The organism is Flavobacterium sp. Leaf359 (assembly GCF_001423985.1).
In the GTDB taxonomy this organism is placed as follows: domain Bacteria; phylum Bacteroidota; class Bacteroidia; order Flavobacteriales; family Flavobacteriaceae; genus Flavobacterium; species Flavobacterium lindanitolerans.
In genome coordinates this window covers 330,528-349,180 of the sequence record NZ_LMPW01000013.1, presented here as the reverse complement: position 1 = coordinate 349,180, position 18,653 = coordinate 330,528, and the positions used below count along the sequence as shown (strand labels likewise).

The 18,653-nt window shown below is 38.3% G+C and carries 18 protein-coding genes; 14 read left to right on the top strand and 4 right to left on the bottom strand.

Going from position 1 to position 18,653, the window contains the following annotated elements; translation table 11 throughout:
* Positions 1 to 40 precede the first annotated feature (40 nt).
* Positions 41 to 1,225: an MFS transporter gene (locus ASG38_RS14030; protein WP_056072282.1), complete on the bottom strand. Its 1,185-nt coding sequence runs from the start codon at positions 1,223 to 1,225 to the stop codon at positions 41 to 43.
* 209 nt (positions 1,226 to 1,434) lie between these two features.
* Here ASG38_RS14030 and ASG38_RS14025 point away from each other — a divergent pair, with 209 nt between their 5' ends.
* From ASG38_RS14025 to ASG38_RS13995, 7 genes are all read left to right on the top strand, one after another.
* On the top strand, positions 1,435 to 2,181 hold the full coding sequence (locus ASG38_RS14025) for an electron transfer flavoprotein subunit beta/FixA family protein (RefSeq protein ID WP_056072279.1): 747 nt from the start codon (positions 1,435 to 1,437) through the stop codon (positions 2,179 to 2,181).
* Between the two features lie 93 nt (positions 2,182 to 2,274).
* Positions 2,275 to 3,243 carry an electron transfer flavoprotein subunit alpha/FixB family protein gene (locus ASG38_RS14020; RefSeq protein ID WP_056072276.1) on the top strand — a complete coding sequence of 323 codons (969 nt, stop codon included), beginning with the start codon at positions 2,275 to 2,277 and terminating at the stop codon, positions 3,241 to 3,243.
* A gap of 158 nt (positions 3,244 to 3,401) precedes the next feature.
* Positions 3,402 to 4,025, top strand: a complete 624-nt coding sequence (locus ASG38_RS14015; RefSeq protein WP_056072274.1) for a bifunctional nuclease family protein — start codon at positions 3,402 to 3,404, stop codon at positions 4,023 to 4,025.
* 46 nt (positions 4,026 to 4,071) lie between these two features.
* Positions 4,072 to 4,896: a thymidylate synthase gene (locus tag ASG38_RS14010; RefSeq protein WP_056072271.1), complete on the top strand. Its 825-nt coding sequence runs from the start codon at positions 4,072 to 4,074 to the stop codon at positions 4,894 to 4,896.
* Positions 4,897 to 4,910: 14 nt separating this feature from the next.
* The gene (locus tag ASG38_RS14005) at positions 4,911 to 5,849 is read left to right on the top strand and encodes an energy transducer TonB (RefSeq protein ID WP_082482226.1); all 939 of its coding nucleotides are present in this window, start codon (positions 4,911 to 4,913) and stop codon (positions 5,847 to 5,849) included.
* A 72-nt stretch (positions 5,850 to 5,921) separates the two neighbouring features.
* Entirely contained in the window at positions 5,922 to 6,260 is a 339-nt protein-coding gene (locus ASG38_RS14000; protein ID WP_056072265.1) for a 2TM domain-containing protein, read from the top strand.
* A gap of 11 nt (positions 6,261 to 6,271) precedes the next feature.
* Complete coding sequence (locus ASG38_RS13995) at positions 6,272 to 6,754, top strand: dihydrofolate reductase (RefSeq protein WP_056072262.1); 483 nt, start codon at positions 6,272 to 6,274, stop codon at positions 6,752 to 6,754.
* Positions 6,755 to 7,102: 348 nt separating this feature from the next.
* Here the strand turns inward: ASG38_RS13995 and ASG38_RS13990 are convergent, their stop codons facing one another.
* Entirely contained in the window at positions 7,103 to 7,420 is a 318-nt protein-coding gene (locus tag ASG38_RS13990) for a hypothetical protein (protein WP_235498598.1), read from the bottom strand.
* Between the two features lie 196 nt (positions 7,421 to 7,616).
* On the opposite strand from ASG38_RS13990, the gene ubiE reads away from it, so the two are divergent.
* A complete protein-coding gene (gene ubiE, locus ASG38_RS13985) occupies positions 7,617 to 8,348 on the top strand; it encodes a bifunctional demethylmenaquinone methyltransferase/2-methoxy-6-polyprenyl-1,4-benzoquinol methylase UbiE (protein WP_056072260.1) in 732 nt (243 codons plus the stop codon).
* A 2-nt stretch (positions 8,349 to 8,350) separates the two neighbouring features.
* Entirely contained in the window at positions 8,351 to 9,055 is a 705-nt protein-coding gene (locus ASG38_RS13980) for a porin family protein (protein WP_056072257.1), read from the top strand.
* A gap of 2 nt (positions 9,056 to 9,057) precedes the next feature.
* Here the strand turns inward: ASG38_RS13980 and ASG38_RS13975 are convergent, their stop codons facing one another.
* Positions 9,058 to 9,783 (bottom strand): RNA methyltransferase, encoded by a 726-nt coding sequence (locus tag ASG38_RS13975; RefSeq protein WP_056072254.1) that lies wholly within the window; start codon positions 9,781 to 9,783, stop codon positions 9,058 to 9,060.
* A gap of 35 nt (positions 9,784 to 9,818) precedes the next feature.
* Here ASG38_RS13975 and ASG38_RS13970 point away from each other — a divergent pair, with 35 nt between their 5' ends.
* From ASG38_RS13970 to accD, 3 genes are all read left to right on the top strand, one after another.
* Complete coding sequence (locus ASG38_RS13970) at positions 9,819 to 12,386, top strand: BamA/TamA family outer membrane protein (protein ID WP_101470714.1); 2,568 nt, start codon at positions 9,819 to 9,821, stop codon at positions 12,384 to 12,386.
* 49 nt (positions 12,387 to 12,435) lie between these two features.
* On the top strand, positions 12,436 to 13,503 hold the full coding sequence (gene fbaA, locus ASG38_RS13965) for a class II fructose-bisphosphate aldolase (RefSeq protein ID WP_056072251.1): 1,068 nt from the start codon (positions 12,436 to 12,438) through the stop codon (positions 13,501 to 13,503).
* An 81-nt stretch (positions 13,504 to 13,584) separates the two neighbouring features.
* Complete coding sequence (accD, locus tag ASG38_RS13960; RefSeq protein ID WP_056072248.1) at positions 13,585 to 14,439, top strand: acetyl-CoA carboxylase, carboxyltransferase subunit beta; 855 nt, start codon at positions 13,585 to 13,587, stop codon at positions 14,437 to 14,439.
* Positions 14,440 to 14,502: 63 nt separating this feature from the next.
* On the opposite strand, the gene ASG38_RS13955 is transcribed toward accD, so the two are convergent.
* Positions 14,503 to 15,753, bottom strand: a complete 1,251-nt coding sequence (locus tag ASG38_RS13955; RefSeq protein ID WP_056072245.1) for an ABC transporter permease — start codon at positions 15,751 to 15,753, stop codon at positions 14,503 to 14,505.
* A gap of 277 nt (positions 15,754 to 16,030) precedes the next feature.
* On the opposite strand from ASG38_RS13955, the gene purH reads away from it, so the two are divergent.
* Together purH and ASG38_RS13945 are read left to right on the top strand one after the other, a co-directional pair.
* Positions 16,031 to 17,557 (top strand): bifunctional phosphoribosylaminoimidazolecarboxamide formyltransferase/IMP cyclohydrolase, encoded by a 1,527-nt coding sequence (gene purH, locus ASG38_RS13950; protein WP_056072242.1) that lies wholly within the window; start codon positions 16,031 to 16,033, stop codon positions 17,555 to 17,557.
* Between the two features lie 57 nt (positions 17,558 to 17,614).
* On the top strand, positions 17,615 to 18,643 hold the full coding sequence (locus ASG38_RS13945) for a rod shape-determining protein (RefSeq protein ID WP_056072239.1): 1,029 nt from the start codon (positions 17,615 to 17,617) through the stop codon (positions 18,641 to 18,643).
* The last annotated feature ends 10 nt before the right edge of the window (positions 18,644 to 18,653 follow it).

Sequence of the window (18,653 nt, the reverse complement as noted above, 5' to 3'; positions counted from 1 at the left end):
TAAAAAAACTTACGAATAGCAAGTCTTTTTCAATTACAACTTAAGCAATTGTTTTAGCTTTTTTGATGTAAAACCAAACATAAACCAAAGCCAAAAACGTCATTCCACCACTCAAATACATAATAAGCGGAATTTTACCTATAACATCCTGATAAATCCATCCTGCAAACAAAGCTCCCAAGCCAATACCGGCTTCAAGGGCAATATACATCGTAGCCATGGCTTTGCCTCGATGTTCGGGGTAGCTCATATCGACTGTCCAGGCATTCAGGGCCGGAGAAACGATGCCTGTTGCGATTCCGTATAATGCGGCACCAACAAGCAATCCTGTTACGGACTGTGAAAAGGCGATAACTCCTAATGAAACAATCAGAATGGCCAGGCCAATTCCCATTGGCTTTAAACGTCCGTATTTATCCGAAGCTTTTCCAGCTCCAAAACGAATCAGTAATGAAGTAACCGTAAATACCATAAAAAACAGACCTTTATTGGCAATTCCCAAATGATGGCTCCAATCCGGAATCAGTGTTAGAATCACACCATACGCCATATAGGAAAGGAAAGTTACTATCGCTGCCGGGAGCACTTCTTTTGCTATGATATCTTTTCTTGAAATTTTCAAAACATGCAGGCTAAAACGGTGCTTGTGTTTCAATGTTTCTTTCATGTTCATCAGGATAACGATAGATAACAGCGCAAATACCGAAGAGGCATAAAACAGCATATTCATTGAAAAATGCAGCTTGATTGTACTTCCTATAGCCGGTCCAATAGCCATTCCGGTACTGAAACACAACCCGTGAATTCCAAGTGCTTCTCCCCAACGTTCCCTCGGAATAATATCCGCCACATAAGCAGCCGTTGCTGTTGGTTTAAATCCTGTAGAAAAACCATGAATCAGACGCAGGAAAAGAAAGCCGGAAACTGTTGTTAAAACCGGATATAAAATACCGCAAACAAAACAGACTATGGAGCCTACCGCCATTACAGGAACTCTTCCCAAAGTATCCGTTAGTCTACCGCTAAACGGACGCGAAATACCTGCTGTCAATGTAAAAAGTGCCACAATAAGTCCTTTGTATTCCGCACCACCCATACTACTCAGATAGTCCGGCAATTCCGGAATCAGCATATTAAAACTTGCCGAAAACAGCAGAGAACTCAGGCAGACTAATCCAAAATGAACATTATATATAGAACTGGGCTTATTTACAGAAGTATCCATCAGGCATTTTTAAGGCTGCAAAGATACCAAACATAACGGGAGCTATCTGTTAAAGATTTTCTCAAATTTTTATTAAAATCCCCTAAACCGCTACGAAAACGAAATAGTTCGGGAAAAATTATTAAAATATTATGCATGCATAGTTTTTTATTTAAATTATAATCCTTAATTTCGGAGCCTTAAATATCAACACTATAATTTTACATAAAATGAAAATATTAGTTTGCATCAGTCACGTTCCTGATACTACTTCAAAAATCAACTTTACGAATGGCGATTCAGAATTTGACACAAACGGAGTACAATTTGTAATCAACCCAAATGATGAATTTGGTTTGACAAGAGCGATATGGTTCCTGGAACAACAAGGTGCTAATGTTACCGTAGTGAACGTTGGCGGACCAGAAACCGAAGCAACACTTAGAAAAGCATTGGCAATTGGGGCTAACGAAGCTATCCGTGTCAACGCGAATCCTACTGACGGTTTCTTCGTAGCAAAACAATTGGCAGAAGTAATTAAAAACGGAGGTTATGACCTGGTGATTGCCGGAAAAGAATCTTTGGATTACAATGGCGGAATGGTTCCGGGAATGATTGCCGGATTGACAAACTCCAATTTCGTAAACTCTTGTATTGGCTTAACAGTTGAAGGAAACAATGTAAAAGCAGTGCGTGAAATTGATGGCGGTAAAGAAACTGTAGCGACTACATTGCCATTGATTATCGGCGGTCAAAAAGGACTTGTTGAAGAAAAAGACCTTCGTATTCCTAACATGAGAGGCATTATGACAGCCAGAACAAAAGCTTTGACAATTCTTGAGCCTGTTACGGCAGATTCAAATACAAAAGCGGTAAAGTTTGAAAAGCCAGCTCCAAAATCAGCGGTAAAATTAATCAGCCCTGATAACCTGGATGAACTTATCAACCTTTTACACAACGAAGCAAAAGTTATATAATTTGAGATTTTAGATTTCAGATTTTAGTAAAATTAAAAATAACGTTTTAGGATTTGCATTTCACAAATCATAAATCACAAATCATAAATTATCATGTCAATATTAATATACGCAGAATCTGCAGAAGGAAAATTCAAGAAAGTAGCTTTCGAATTAGCTTCTTATGGTAAAAAAGTTGCAGAATCTTTAGGCACTACCGTTACAGCCGTAACCATTAACGCCGGTGACGTTTCCGAATTGTCGAAATACGGAGTCGATAAGGTACTGAAAGTAAACGACGATAAATTATCAAAATTCACAGCTAAGGCCTATGCTGACGCTATCAAACAGGCTGCCCAGAAAGAAAACACAAAAGTAATTTTGCTTTCTTCTACAACAGACAGCCTTTATCTGGCTCCTCTTGTTGCTGTTTCCCTAAACGCAGGATATGCTTCAAACGTAGTAGGATTGCCAGTTAGCACATCTCCTTTTCAGGTAAAAAGAAATGCTTTCTCAAACAAGGCTTTCAACATTACAGAAATCAACACCGAAGTAAAAGTTTTAGGATTGGCTAAAAACTCATACGGAGTTTTTGAAAATGCTGTTTCCCTGACTCAGGAAGATTTCGCTCCATCCATTAGCGATGCTGATTTTGGAGTAAAAGTAGAAAACGTAGAAAAAGTAACCGGAAAAGTGACTATTGCTGATGCTGAAGTTGTAGTTTCCGGAGGAAGAGGATTAAAAGGACCTGAAAACTGGGGCATGCTTGAAGACCTGGCTGCCGTTTTAGGCGCTGCTACTGCTTGCTCTAAACCGGTTTCAGATTTAGGATGGAGGCCTCACAGCGAGCACGTTGGGCAGACAGGAAAACCTGTAGCAACCAATCTGTATATTGCAATTGGTATCTCCGGAGCAATCCAGCATATTGCCGGAATCAACTCTTCTAAAGTAAAAGTTGTTATCAATCAGGACCCGGATGCACCTTTCTTCAAAGTAGCCGATTACGGTGTTGTTGGAGATGCTTTTGAAATCGTTCCGAAACTCACGGAAAAATTAAAAGAATTCAAGGCAAATAATTCGTAAATAATTTTTTAAATTGTGCCCATATTAGGGCTATCTAAATTTAGATAGGAATATCAAAATTTAGATAGCCCTTTTTTTTCATTATTTTTGCCCATTGAATATCGAAAAATTCAGTTCAAGCCTTTTTAAAAAACAACAAACAAACATAGACCTTACTAATGAGTTTAGTAAAACTAACCATAAAAGGAATTTCATACAGCCAAACACAAAATGGCGCTTATGCGCTGATTTTAAATGAAGTGGACGGAGAGCGAAAACTGCCAATCGTAATTGGCGCTTTTGAGGCTCAATCAATTGCTATTGCTTTAGAAAAAGAGATAAAGCCGCCCAGGCCGTTAACTCATGACTTGTTTAAAAATTTCGCCGAAAGGTTCGATATTATAGTAAAGCAGGTCATTATCCATAAGCTTGTCGACGGTGTTTTTTATTCCAGTATCATCTGTGAAAGAGATAAAATAGAAGAAATCATAGATGCCAGAACATCAGATGCCATTGCTTTGGCTCTACGTTTTAACGCTCCTATTTTTACGTATAAAAACATTTTAGACAAAGCCGGGATTTTCTTAAAAACAAATCCGCAGGAAAGCGACAACCAGGAACAGGTAGAAGATGTTCTTTCCAATCCGGAAACATTTGGCATGGAAGAATCTAACGAAGCTGGCGAGACCTATAACAAACTCAGCCTGTCTGAACTTCACGAACAACTGGAAACAGCTGTTCAGAATGAAGATTATGAGAAGGCCGCCAAAATTCGGGATGAAATTAGTAAAAGAGAATCTTAATCAGGGGTTCTTTACAACGTATTAAAACAGCCTAAAGCCTAGAAAGATGCAACAATATTTAGATTTAGTAAAGCACGTTCTCGAAACAGGAACACAAAAAGGAGACAGAACCGGAACCGGAACAAAAAGCGTTTTTGGTTATCAGATGCGCTTTGACCTTTCTGAAGGTTTTCCTATGGTTACTACCAAAAAGCTGCACCTTAAATCTATCATCTACGAACTGTTGTGGTTTCTGAAAGGCGATACGAATATTGGCTATTTAAATGAAAACGGAGTAAAAATCTGGGACGAGTGGGCAGATGAAAATGGCGAACTCGGTCCGGTTTATGGCCATCAATGGCGAAACTGGAACAGCGAAGAAATCGACCAGATTACCGAACTGATTGAAATATTAAAAACCAATCCAAACAGCAGAAGAATGCTGGTTTCTGCATGGAACCCATCTGTTTTACCGGATACTTCCAAATCTTTCGCAGAAAATGTTGCAAACGGAAAAGTAGCACTTCCACCCTGCCACGCCTTTTTTCAGTTTTATGTAGCAGATGGCAAATTATCCTGCCAGTTATATCAAAGAAGCGCCGATATCTTTTTAGGAGTGCCTTTTAACATAGCATCTTATGCATTATTGACATTGATGATTGCTCAGGTTTGCGATTTAAAACCGGGAGATTTTATCCATACTTTTGGTGACGCGCATATTTACAACAATCATATTGAACAGTTAGAGTTGCAGCTTTCCCGCGACCCGAAACCGCTGCCAAAAATGATTTTAAATCCAAATGTCAAAAATATTTTCGATTTCAAATTTGAGGACTTTACTTTAGAAGGCTATGAGCCGCACCCTCACATTAAAGGAGCAGTCGCGGTTTAAAACTAATTTACACTATGAGATCAGTTCTACTTTCGGTATTATTTTTAATGATGCCTGTCTTCCTATTGGCACAAGACGGGAAAGACAAAAAAACGCTCCTGGATTCTCTGGAAAACCCAACAGTCAAGGACGATTATACGTATTACAAGATTGTAAAAAACCATAATATCCCGAGCGATTCTTATGAAGTAAGAAATTATTATCGTTCCGGAAAACTGTATGCAGAAGGAAAAACCACCGACAGTCTTGGCTATAACAAAACCGGAAAATTCATAACATATTACGAAAACGGCAATAAAAAAAGCGAAGAAAGTTATACCAACTCTAACCCAACAGGCCCTTATAAAACCTGGTATGAAAACGGCAAATTACAAATGGATGCCGAGTATTTTGATACAGAAAAAACAATCGGGAATTTAAAAATCAATCAATTTTATGACGCCAAAGGAAAACAGACCGTCAAAGATGGAAACGGCGTCTATGAAGAGGAAAGTTATGGCGGAAAATCCAGCGGCAAAATAAAAAATGGCCTCAAGGAAGGCGAATGGAAAGGCAGCAACACAACTACGAAAGCTACTTTTATAGAGTTTTACAAAGAAGGAAACCTTATCTCCGGTGAAAGTACGGATTCTGATTCTCAAAAATATCCTTATCGTGAAATCCTTGAAAATCCGGAACCCTACAAAGGAATGACAAATTTTTATAAATATGTGGCAGCAAATTTTCATATTGAGAATGTCGACACTCCTGTTAGTGACAAAATCATTGTGAGTTTTATCGTTGAAAAAGACGGTTCGGTAGCCAACATAAAAATACTAAAAGGCTTAGGCGGACAATTAGACCTGGAAGCCAAACGAATTGTAAAAAAATATAATGGATGGAAGCCGGGAAAAGTCAGAGGAATGTTCGCCAGAATCTCTTTGGCTCTGCCAATAGCTATTCATATCGACTAATAAAAAACATTCTTCAGTAGCTTTTTTAAATTTTAAAAATAAATCTTATCTTTAAAATCAAATTTCTATCGTATGGAAAATAACCAACACGAACTCTACGAATATGCCCGTCGCAGGATGAAACAGAAAAAACGTCTGTATTTCCACTTTATCCTGTTCTTTGTTGGAAGTATTTTTTTCCTCATCATTCACAGAGTATTAGACCTCGACATTTACCCGGGCTCTAATTGGGATTTATGGGCTATAGTCGTTTGGGCATTTATCTTTGTTCTTCATTTTATACGGGTATTTATTACTGATAGCTTCATGAACAAAAACTGGGAAAGGTCCCAAATTGACAAACTGGTCGCAAAACAAGAACGAAAAATACAGCAATTGCAGTCTAAAATCGACAACAACCCACAATCTTAAATACCTTCCTGATGATTACCCTAATTGCTGCTGCTGCAGAAAACAACGCTCTTGGAAAAGACAATGCCATGCTTTGGCACTTACCGGATGACTTTAAACGGTTTAAAGCAATCACTACAGGGCATCATATTATTATGGGAAGAAAAACTTTTGAAAGCTTTCCCAAACCTTTACCTAACCGTACTCATGTCATCATAACCCGTCAGAAAAAATATGCTCCGGAAGGATGCATTGTGGTTGACAGCATGGAAAACGCCATTGCCGCGTGTCCTAAAGATGAAGATATTTTTATTATTGGCGGAGGCGAAATCTACAACCTCGGAATGCCGTTTGCCGACACAATCGAACTCACAAGAGTTCATGATTCGTTTGAAGCCGATGCCTTCTTTCCTGAAATAGACCGTAACGAATGGGAATTGATTTCTGAAGAATACCATCCAGCCGATGAAAAACACAAAGTTGATTTCAGTTTTCAGACTTTCGCAAGAAAATAAAAATTGATTATCAGGGATTTTTTCGCCAAAAAAGATTCTTACATATAGGCTTTATAAATTGTCCTGTTTTGCGGCTCTGCGCCTTTGCGGGCAATTATTTCACGCAAAGGCGCAGAGCCGCAAAGTAATTAAAGTCTTTTGAAAGAATGTTTTGAAAGCGAGTCTTTTTCGAGTCTCTTTTCGTTTTATATGGAATCTTTAAATGGGTCTAATCATTCTAATACGTGGCTAAAATCCGCCATTCCTTGATTTGACATAACTGCCTGATACCTATCAAAAAAAAACATCCTGAAAAAATTCCAGGATGTTCATAGTTAAACGATTCAATACTATTTTCTCAGAAAACAACTACTCTATAGACAGTATCTGATAACTTAAAATAAATATTAGTGCCGCCATCAAAACTCCGGAGATGAAGATAATGACATTGGCAAATTTTCGAGAATACATCTCAAAAAAGCCTTTAATACCAAATACCACAAAGGTACTAAAAACGAAAAAAACTAAAATTTCCAAAAACAAATTTAACCCTAAGAACGTTTGTGGCACCCCAATTTCGGCGTCGCTTTTAAAAACGCCGCCGTCGATACTGTTCACAAGAAAAAATGAGATAGCTAGTGCCAGTAGTATCCATTTCAGTTCTGCTATTAATAACCTTGAAAACATGTGATTGAATTGTTTTGTTTAACAATGTAAAATTGCACAATATAAATACGCAGCGCAATCGCCTAATTTTGGTAAATTTTTTTCTAACCTAATTTAGTGACCCTCTGCCTACCCGTTCTTAAAACAACTCAACCATATTAAATTGATGTTGTTTGTTATCAATTATAATAGTTTATCTTTGCGCAAACTATTGAAAATGTCAGAGAACGTCACTCCCTATAAAGGTTCTTCTTTAGGAAAGAAAGAGCAGGTTGAGCAAATGTTTGATACGATTTCCGGAAAATACGACGGATTAAACCGCGTTATCTCTTTTGGTATCGATATCAAATGGAGAAAAAAAGTATTGAAGATTGTAGCCTCAAAACAACCGGAAACCATTTTAGATATTGCTACCGGAACGGGAGATTTGGCCATATTAATGTCACAGACCAAGGCTTCAAAAATAATAGGGCTTGATATTTCCGCAGGAATGCTGGAAGTGGGAAGAAAAAAAATCGAAGCCAAAAACCTTTCAGACAGAATCGAAATGATTCAGGCCGATTCAGAAAATATGCCTTTTGAGGACAATTCTTTTGATGCCATTACGGTTGCTTTTGGAGTCAGAAACTTTGAACATCTTGAAAAAGGACTATCAGAAATCCTGCGTGTACTTAAACCTGGCGGAATTTTTGTTATTTTAGAAACTTCGAATCCAACAAAATCACCTTATAAACAATTTTATAATTTCTATACAAAAAACATCCTTCCTCTTATAGGAAAGCTGTTTTCTAAAGACAATGCCGCCTATGGCTATCTTTCAGAATCTGCGTCAGTTTTTCCTTTTGGCGAAGCCTTAAACAATATTTTGAGAAAAATTGGGTTTATAGAAGTTGCAGACCAACCACAAACCTTTGGAGTTGCAACCATTTACTCTGCCTCTAAGAAATAAATATGAAAAAAATATTTGCGATTCTTCTTTTATCCCTTTCCTTGAATAGTCAGGCACAATTTGGCACCAACCTATTCAGCAAAGACCCTATTATCAATTTGGAAAACTGGGATAAACAGCGTGTCCATTGGGGTTATTTCCTCGGATTTAATGCCTATGACTTTAAATTCGATTATAAGCAGCCTGGAAAAGAAATACAAGTGAAAGGGACAACCGGATTTAACGTAGGTCTTATAGGAAATTTAAGGCTGCACGAATATATCGACCTTCGCTTTGAACCCGGATTATACTATACGCAAAGAGACCTTCTTTTCCCAGGCTTTGAGAGTGAAAGTGATGCTTTAAGACAAGTAAAGTCGACTTATATCCATTTCCCTTTATTATTAAAGTTTTCTTCGATGAGAACCGGAAATATCCGTCCGTTTTTAGTTGGTGGTGTTTCAACTTCCCTAAATCTGGGCAGTAATTCAAAGTCAAAAGAAGACAACTTAAATGACCGTTTCAGAATGAAACAATGGACAAATAATTACGAACTGGGATTTGGAGTTGATTTATATCTGGAATATTTCAAATTTTCTCCTTCTATCCGGGGCATATTCGGATTGGATGATGAGTTAATTCGTGATAATGACCCAAACAGTCCATGGACGAGCAATGTCGGTTCAATGAAAACCAGAGGCGTTTTTGTCAATTTTACTTTCCAATAGACTTAGCTTCTTTTGAATTCGCTTAGGATAATGGCAGTAGCAGTAGCCACATTAAGGCTTTCTGTTAACTGTAGATTTCCAAATCTCGGAATAGCCAGCCTATGATTCACGGTTTGTTCAATTTGAGATGAAATTCCGTTGGCCTCATTGCCCATGACAATAATTCCTTCTTTCGGTAATTCAGTCTTATAAATGTTGTCACCGTCCATGAAAGTTCCAAAAACAGGCAAATTAGTTTCGGATATAAACTTTTCAAGATTTACATAACTAACATTCACCCGCGCGATTGAACCCATAGTAGCCTGCACAACCTTAGGATTATAAATATCAACCGTTTCCTCAGAACAGACCAATTCGGAGATGCCAAACCAATCACATAAACGTATTATAGTGCCCAGATTTCCCGGGTCGCGGATGTCATCCAACGCAACAATCAATCCGGTTTCGTTTATCTTTTTAGATTCCGGTTTTCTGAAAACGGCAAGACAATCATTTGGAGTAGTCAGGGCGCTAATCTTTTTCAATTCGCTTTCGGAAATGTTTATTATCTTTTTTGGATTTACGTCAGGAAAAACCGCGGTTGTCGTAAATAGATATTCCAGAAAAAATTCAGAATGGATTAGTTCCTGAATCACTTTTTTGCCTTCGGCAAAAAATAATTGGTGCTCTTTTCTGAATTTTTTCTGCTGTAAGCCCGTTATTAATTTTATTTGGTTTTTGCTAACCATAAAAAATGTATTTTTGAATTAAATATGCCCGACACTTGAAAAAGATAAGCACAAAAATATCACTATTTCTTCTAATAGGAATCATATTTACCGCCTGTAACACTGTAAAAAGAGTTCCGGAAGGAAAAAGGCTTTTAACAAAGAATGAAATTGTTGTAAATGACCAGATCACAAAAGACGAGGCTATAGGTAATCTTCTATACCAAAAGCCCAACAGCACCATTCTGGGATATAACCTGCGATTGAATTTATATAATCTTGCCAAGCAGAATCCGGATTCTTCCTTTAAGGCCAAAATGAACGCCAATCCAAAAAAATACGAAAGGCTTTCCAAATTGCTTTCCAAGAAACAGGTAGAACGTTTAGGAAAATCCTTTTTCTATTCCGGCTTTCATAACTTCCTGAAAAGAACCGGTGAGCCTCCGGTTATTATTGATGAGGCAAGGGCCAAGAAATCAACAGCACGACTGCGTGCCTATTATTTCAATAATGGTTTCTTCAATGCAAAAACATCTTATAAAATTGATACGCTTCCTAACAAAAAAGGACAGATACAATATACAGTAACCACCGGCGAACCCTATATTATAGACTCCCTTTACAGAGAAATAGCAACGCCCGCACTGGATTCGCTATATGAAAAGAACAAAAATAAAACGCTTATCATTCCCGGACAGCAATTCAAATCTGTAAACTTTGAGGCTGAACGCGAGCGTATTACCACAAACTTCAGAAATAACGGAGCCTATTATTTCCAGCCAACCAATATTAATTTTGTTTGCGACTCGATTGATACGAATCATAAAACCCACGTGAACCTGAAAATATCAGACCGTAACGTACGCGTTGGCGATACTACCATCACAAAACCTTTCAAACTTTATAAAATAAGCGAAGTAAATATCTTTACAGACAGTCCTTCCAATAGCAATCGGGTTAAGGTTGCTGACAGCGCTATCTACAACAACTTTAATATTTATAGTAAAGACAAACTGCGTTACAGACCAAAAGCATTGACCGATGCTATTTTTATTTCAAAAGGAAGCACCTATGCCGATTTTAGAAGAACAGCAACTTCCAGGTCTCTGAATAACCTTCGCGTTTTCAACTATCCAAACATACAGTTTGTAGAAGATTCGACAGATGTCAATGAATCTTCACTTATTGCAAACATCTACCTTACGCCCCGAAAGAAGTTTAGCTTTGGTGCTTCAGCAGACGTGACGCATTCCAACATACAGAACTTTGGTATTTCAGGCAGTATGACAGGAACATTCCGTAACCTTTTCAGGGGTGCGGAAACCTTAGAGCTATCACTTAGGGGCAATATCGGTTCTTCAACAGATTTAGGAATTGCAAATCCAAACAACGTGTTTTTTAACCTGTCAGAATATGGTGCTGACGTTAAGTTAAACATTCCGCGATTCTTTTCTCCTTTTAATACGGACAAGCTTATTGCAAAAAACATGATTCCTAACACTGTTTTCAGTCTTGGTTTTGCAAAACAGCAAAATATAGGTTTGGACAAAGAGAATCTGACGGCTTCAATGTATTACACCTGGAGTCCGAAACGAAATACAACTTCCCGTTTCGACCTGTTTAATATACAATATGTAAAAAACATCAATAAGGCGAATTATTTTAATGTGTACCGTTCGTCTTACGGAAGATTAAATGACGTGGCAAGAGATTATGCCAGCCAGGTTAATCCGGATTATTTTAATGCCAATGGCGACCTTATTATAGAATCCGGAACAAACGGATTCCTTCAGGATGTAACCGGACCTAATCCAACCATTGTAACAAGTCCGGAAGATTTAAGAGTAATCGAAAGTATTTCTGAAAGAAAAGACCGATTGACAGAAAACAACCTGATCTTTGCTTCCAGCTATACCTATACTAAAAACACGAAAACCGACCTGCTTGATAACAATTTCTGGATTTTTAAGACCAAAATCGAGTCTGCCGGAAACTTTTTAGGACTGATTTCAGACATTGCCAAACAGCCTAAAAATTCTTTGGGCAACAAAACCATCCTCCAGGTTGAATATTCGCAATATGTTAAAGGAGAGCTTGATTTCATAAAACACTGGGGATTATCCGGCAACAGGGTATTGGCCATGCGCGCTTTTTTCGGAATAGCAATACCTTACGGAAATTCAAACAACATTCCCTTTTCACGAAGTTACTTTGCAGGAGGTTCCAATGACAACCGGGCCTGGCAGTCTTACGGACTTGGACCAGGAAGCAGCGGAAGCATTAACGACTTCAACGAGGCTAACTTAAAAATTCTATACAGCGCTGAACTCCGATTCAAAATGTTAGGAAAACTAAACGGTGCTATTTTTGGGGATGCAGGAAACATCTGGAACGTACTGGATGATGTAAAAGACCCAAAATCAACTTTCACAGGAATACGTTCTTTGGAGAATATTGCTATAGGTTCCGGATTTGGATTCCGATATGACTTCAACTTCTTTGTTATCCGTCTGGACATAGGGTTCAAGACCTATGACCCTGCCAAAGAAGTAGGTGGCAGATGGTTCAAAGATTACAATTTAGGCCACTCCGTATTAAATATTGGAATTAATTACCCATTCTAATTTCAGAAATTATTATTTTTGTAACCTTTAACTATAAACAAAAAACACAATGGCTCATAATATAAAACCAGGAGTTGCAACCGGGGATCAAGTACAGGAGATTTTCAAATACGCAAAAGAAAAAGGCTTTGCACTGCCTGCCGTAAACGTAACAGGCTCAAGCACAATTAATGGCGTTTTAGAGACTGCTGCAAAATTAAAAGCTCCGGTTATCATACAGTTCTCAAATGGCGGTGCCATCTTCAATGCCGGAAAAGGCTTATCTAACGAAAACGAAAAAGCAGCTATTGCAGGAGCTATTGCCGGTGCAAAACACATCCACACCCTGGCAGAAGCTTATGGAGCAACTGTTATTTTACATACAGACCACTGTGCAAAAAAATTATTGCCTTGGATTGACGGACTTTTGGATGCATCTGAAAAACATTTTGCCGAAACAGGAAAACCGCTTTTCAGTTCTCACATGATTGACCTGTCTGAAGAGCCAATTGAAGAAAACATCGAAATCTGTAAAGAATACCTGAAAAGAATGTCCAAATTAGGAATGACTCTTGAAATCGAGCTTGGAATTACAGGTGGAGAAGAAGACGGAGTTGACAATTCTGATGTAGACAGTTCTAAATTATATACGCAGCCTGAAGAAGTAGCCTATGCTTATGAAGAACTTCTAAAAATCAGCCCTCGTTTTACAGTAGCTGCTGCTTTCGGAAACGTTCACGGAGTATACAAACCAGGAAACGTAAAGCTTACGCCAAAAATCCTTAGAAATTCACAAGAATACGTACAGAACAAATTCAACACAGGACACAATCCTGTAGATTTCGTATTCCACGGAGGTTCCGGATCAACTTTGGAAGAAATCAGAGAAGCTATTGGATATGGTGTTATCAAGATGAACATCGATACAGACCTGCAATTTGCTTTCACGGAAGGAATCAGGGATTATATCGTTAAGAATATTGACTATCTGAAAACCCAAATCGGAAATCCGGAAGGACCTGAAGCTCCAAATAAAAAATATTACGATCCAAGAAAATGGATCCGCGAAGGAGAAGTTACTTTCAACACCCGATTAGAGCAGGCTTTCAAAGACCTGAACAATGTAAACACTTTGTAATATCAAATTCCAGATGCTAATGCTATTAGTGTCTGGAATTTATTTTTTATATAATTCACAATTAACCATAAATAAGTAAATATGGCTTGGTTTAAAAGAACAGAAAAAGGAATTACTACCGCTACAGAAGACAAGAAAGATGTTCCTAAGGGACTTTGGTATAAGTCGCCTACCGGAAAAATCGTAGATGCAGATGAATTAGCACGAAATTTATATGTGAGCCCGGAAGACGGATTTCACGTTAGAATTGGAAGCAAGGAATATTTCGAGATTTTGTTCGACAATAACGAATTCAAGGAATTGGATGCTAAAATGACATCGAAGGATCCGCTACATTTCGTGGATACTAAAAAATACTCAGACCGACTAAAAGACGCTATGGAAAAAACCAAGCTGAAAGATGCGGTTAGAACAGCAGTAGGAAAATCAAAAGGAAAAGACCTGGTCGTTTGCTGTATGGATTTTGCTTTTATTGGCGGTTCTATGGGTGCCGTAGTGGGTGAAAAAATTGCAAGAGGAATTGATTATTCTATCAAAAACAACATCCCCTTCCTAATGATTTCAAAATCAGGAGGAGCAAGAATGATGGAAGCAGCCTACTCTTTGATGCAGTTGGCAAAAACTTCTGCAAAATTGGCTCAATTAGCTGAAGCTAAAATTCCATACATCTCTTTATGTACTGATCCTACTACCGGAGGAACAACAGCATCCTATGCAATGTTGGGCGACGTTAACATTTCTGAGCCGGGAGCCTTGATTGGATTTGCAGGACCTCGTGTTGTAAAAGACACAACAGGAAAAGACCTTCCTGAAGGTTTCCAGACTGCAGAATTCGTCTTAGAACACGGTTTCTTAGATTTTATTACTCCTAGAAAAGAGTTGAAAAACAAGATAAATTTATACCTGGATTTGATTCTTAACAATCCAATCCGATAAGAAATAAGACAAAAAAAATCCCGATGAAAACATCGGGATTTTTTTTGTCTGTTTTTTCTGTTTTTACATTCCTGTCCTGATGGCTTCAACCGGATCCAATCGGGAAGCTGAAACAGCCGGCAATATTCCGGACACCAGTCCTATAAAAGCTGCCAGAGTTGTTCCAATAACAATATTCCTAAAACCAAGTACAAACTCAAAATCCAAGGCACTAGTCAGGATAGCCGCAATTCCCCACACCATTAACAAACCTATCACCCCACCTATCAGACACAATATGATAGCTTCAAACAGGAATTGCAATAAAATAAACTTATTTTTTGCACCTAATGATTTCTGTATTCCAATCAGGTTAGTCCGCTCTTTTACCGATACAAACATAATATTGGCGACACCAAATCCACCAACTAAAAGCGAAAAGAAACTTATGGCCCATCCAATCATATTCATCGTCCCTACAATCCCATCAATCAAATCTGTAAAACCAGACAACACATCAATAAAAAAGTTATCCTCACTCCCTACTTTCAGTCCTCTTTTGTTACGCAACTTTTGAATGATTTCGCCTTTAAACGCATCAACATCAACACCCGGATCAGGCTTAATGATGATGATTGGCGTCATGGAATCATTATGGTCTCCAAACTTATTTCTTAAAAAATTGACAGGAATGAATGCTGAAATATCATTGTTTTCACCAAACATCCCCTGTCCCTGTTTTTCCAGAACTCCAATTACGGTAAACCGCTGGCCATACAACCTGATTTTTTTTCCTATCGGGTCCATATTTCCAAAAAGGCTGTTGGCAACCTCATAACCAATTATGGCAACTGGCGTTCCTGAATTGGACTCCGATTCATTAAAAAAGCGGCCTTCCTTTATCTTTTGGGGCTGAATTTCAACAAATTCATAAGTAGCAGGAACAATATTGACATCGCTGACCGATTTGGTATCGTATTTTACAATCTCACGTTTTGTAAATAACTGGTAGGTAGATTTGTCCATACCATTTACCGCATTCTTGAGATAATCATACTCTTCATAAGTCACATTCGGGTACTGGTCCCTTTTCCAACGCGGCACTTCAGACGGACCAAAAGGAAAACGTTTCAGATACATCGTGTTTTTATCCAATGTGCTCATATCACTTTTAATCTTTCTATCCAGAGAATCAACTGCCGTTAATACGGCGATGATAGAAAAAATCCCTATGGTGACACCAAGAAGCGAAAGAATGGTCCGCAATTTATTATTGCGTAACGCATTCAGGGCAAAGCCAAAACTTTCTCGCAGCAAGCGCAGATATACAACCATAAAGCCGAATTTGAGTCTCTGTAAAATTCAGTAATTTTAATACAATTTCCTAAAAAAACTTCCATATTTCTCTGAAAAAGAAAAATAGCAACAGGCGTACCCGTAAGAAGCTTCGCAGGTAAAATTTTTCAAACATAAATCCGCTCATAAAAACAGCTTCCAAAAGCCTAAACTCCCACTCGAAATAAATCTTGAAAAAAACCTAAAAAACATGTATTTATTGTTTTATAGTTAAACTTACAATAGCTACTTTTGCACCTTTAAACACAACAACACAATGAGTACTTCAAAAACTATCAAATCGGCCTTGATTTCAGTCTTTTCGAAAGACGGACTGGAGCCAATCGTGAGAAAACTGCATGAGCAAAATGTAACCTTTTATTCTACCGGAGGAACAGAAGATTTTATCAAAAATCTTGGAATACCTGTAGTTCCTGTAGAAGATGTGACTTCTTATCCGTCAATCTTAGGAGGGAGAGTAAAAACATTACACCCAAAAATTTTTGGCGGTATCCTGAACCGCCAGGACCATGAAGGTGATGTTCAGCAGATGGAAGAATATCAGATTCCGCAGATTGATTTGGTAATTGTTGACTTATATCCTTTTGAAAAAACAGTAGCCTCCGGTGCTTCGGAAGCTGACATCATAGAAAAAATTGACATTGGCGGTATTTCCCTAATCCGTGCTGCCGCTAAAAACTTCAAGGACACGGTAATTGTGGCTTCTGTAGACCAGTATGCCGATTTCCTTGAGGTAATTACAAAACAAAACGGAGCCCTGACACTGGAAGACAGAAAACTGTTCGCCACAAAAGCGTTCCATGTTTCGTCACACTATGACACGGCTATTTTTAATTATTTCAATACAGACGATACTGTCTACAAAGCAAGTGTTGCAGAGGGCCAGATTTTGCGTTATGGAGAAAATCCACACCAAAAAGGATTTTTCTTCGGAGATTTTGACGCCATGTTCAAAAAGCTCCACGGTAAAGAATTATCATACAACAACCTTTTAGATGTTGATGCTGCTGTAAACCTTATCCTGGAATTCAAAAACGACGATCCGACTTTTGCCATCCTAAAGCACAACAACGCTTGCGGATTAGCAACAAGAAGCACAATGAGAGCAGCCTATCTTGATGCTTTGGCAGGCGACCCTACTTCTGCATTTGGAGGTGTTCTTATTGCTAATGGAAAAATCGATACAGAAACAGCAAAGGAAATTAACCAGCTATTCTGTGAAGTTGTAATAGCTCCAGGCTATGACGAAACCGCAATTGAAATATTATCTGAAAAGAAAAACCGAATAATTTTAGTTCAAAACGACATCGAACTTCCACAAAAACAGGTTCGTACGTGTCTGAACGGATTGTTAGTGCAAGATAAAGACAATGTAACAGACAATAAAGAGCACTTAAAGACCGTTACTACAACTCCCCCATCTTCAGGAGAAACTGAAGATTTGTTGTTTGCGTCAAAAATCTGCAAAAACACAAAATCCAATACAATCGTATTGGCAAAAAACAAACAACTTATTGCATCAGGAACAGGACAAACGTCACGTGTTGATGCTTTAAAACAAGCAATAGAAAAAGCAAATAGTTTTAATTTTGATTTGAAAGGCGCCGTGATGGCAAGTGATGCATTTTTCCCTTTCCCGGATTGCGTGGAAATTGCTCATAACGCCGGAATTACTGCTGTAATTCAGCCTGGTGGTTCGATAAAAGACGAATTAAGTATCAATTACTGCAATGAAAATAAAGTTGTAATGGTATTTACAGGAACACGTCATTTCAAACATTAAATTATGTAACTTTGCATGTTAAAATTTTATAAACATTTTTAAACCCTAAAATTACTTATGGGATTTTTTGATTTCATGACCGAGGACATCGCAATAGACCTTGGTACAGCCAACACCCTGATTATTCACAACGATAAAGTTGTGATTGACAGCCCATCAATTGTAGCTCGCGACAGAGTATCCGGCAAAATTATTGCCGTTGGTAAGGAAGCGAGCATGATGCAAGGTAAAACCCATGAAAACATAAAAACGATAAGGCCCTTGAAAGATGGGGTTATTGCTGACTTTGACGCATCTGAAAAGATGATCAGCATGTTTATAAAAAGCATTCCTGCCTTAAAGAAAAGATTGTTTACGCCAGCCTTGAGAATGGTAATCTGTATTCCGTCCGGAATTACAGAAGTGGAGATGAGAGCGGTAAAAGAATCCGCAGAGCGTGTAAATGGAAAAGAAGTTTACCTGATCCACGAACCAATGGCTGCGGCAATTGGTATTGGTGTAGACATCATGCAGCCAAAAGGAAACATGATTGTTGACATAGGTGGAGGTACAACCGAAATTGCCGTTATTGCTCTTGGAGGAATTGTATGTGACAAATCGGTAAAAATTGCGGGAGACGTTTTCACAAACGACATTGTTTATTACATGAGAACCCAGCACAACCTTTTCGTTGGAGAAAGTACCGCCGAAAAAATAAAAATTGAAATCGGTGCTGCCATCGAAGATTTGGAAAGCCCGCCAGACGACATGTCGGTTCAGGGTCGTGACTTGCTAACCGGAAAGCCAAAACAGGTAGAAGTTTCTTTCAGGGAAATCGCCAAAGCTTTAGACAAGTCCATCCAAAGAATTGAGGATGCCGTTATGGAAACCTTATCACAGACACCACCGGAATTGGCAGCCGATATTTACAACACGGGTATTTATCTTGCAGGAGGAGGTTCGATGCTGAGAGGATTAGACAAACGAATTTCACAAAAAACCGACCTTCCGGTTTACATCGCAGAAGACCCTTTAAGAGCGGTAGTCCGAGGAACGGGAATGGCACTTAAAAACATCCCAAAATTCAGAAGCATATTAATAAAATAACAAGCATAGT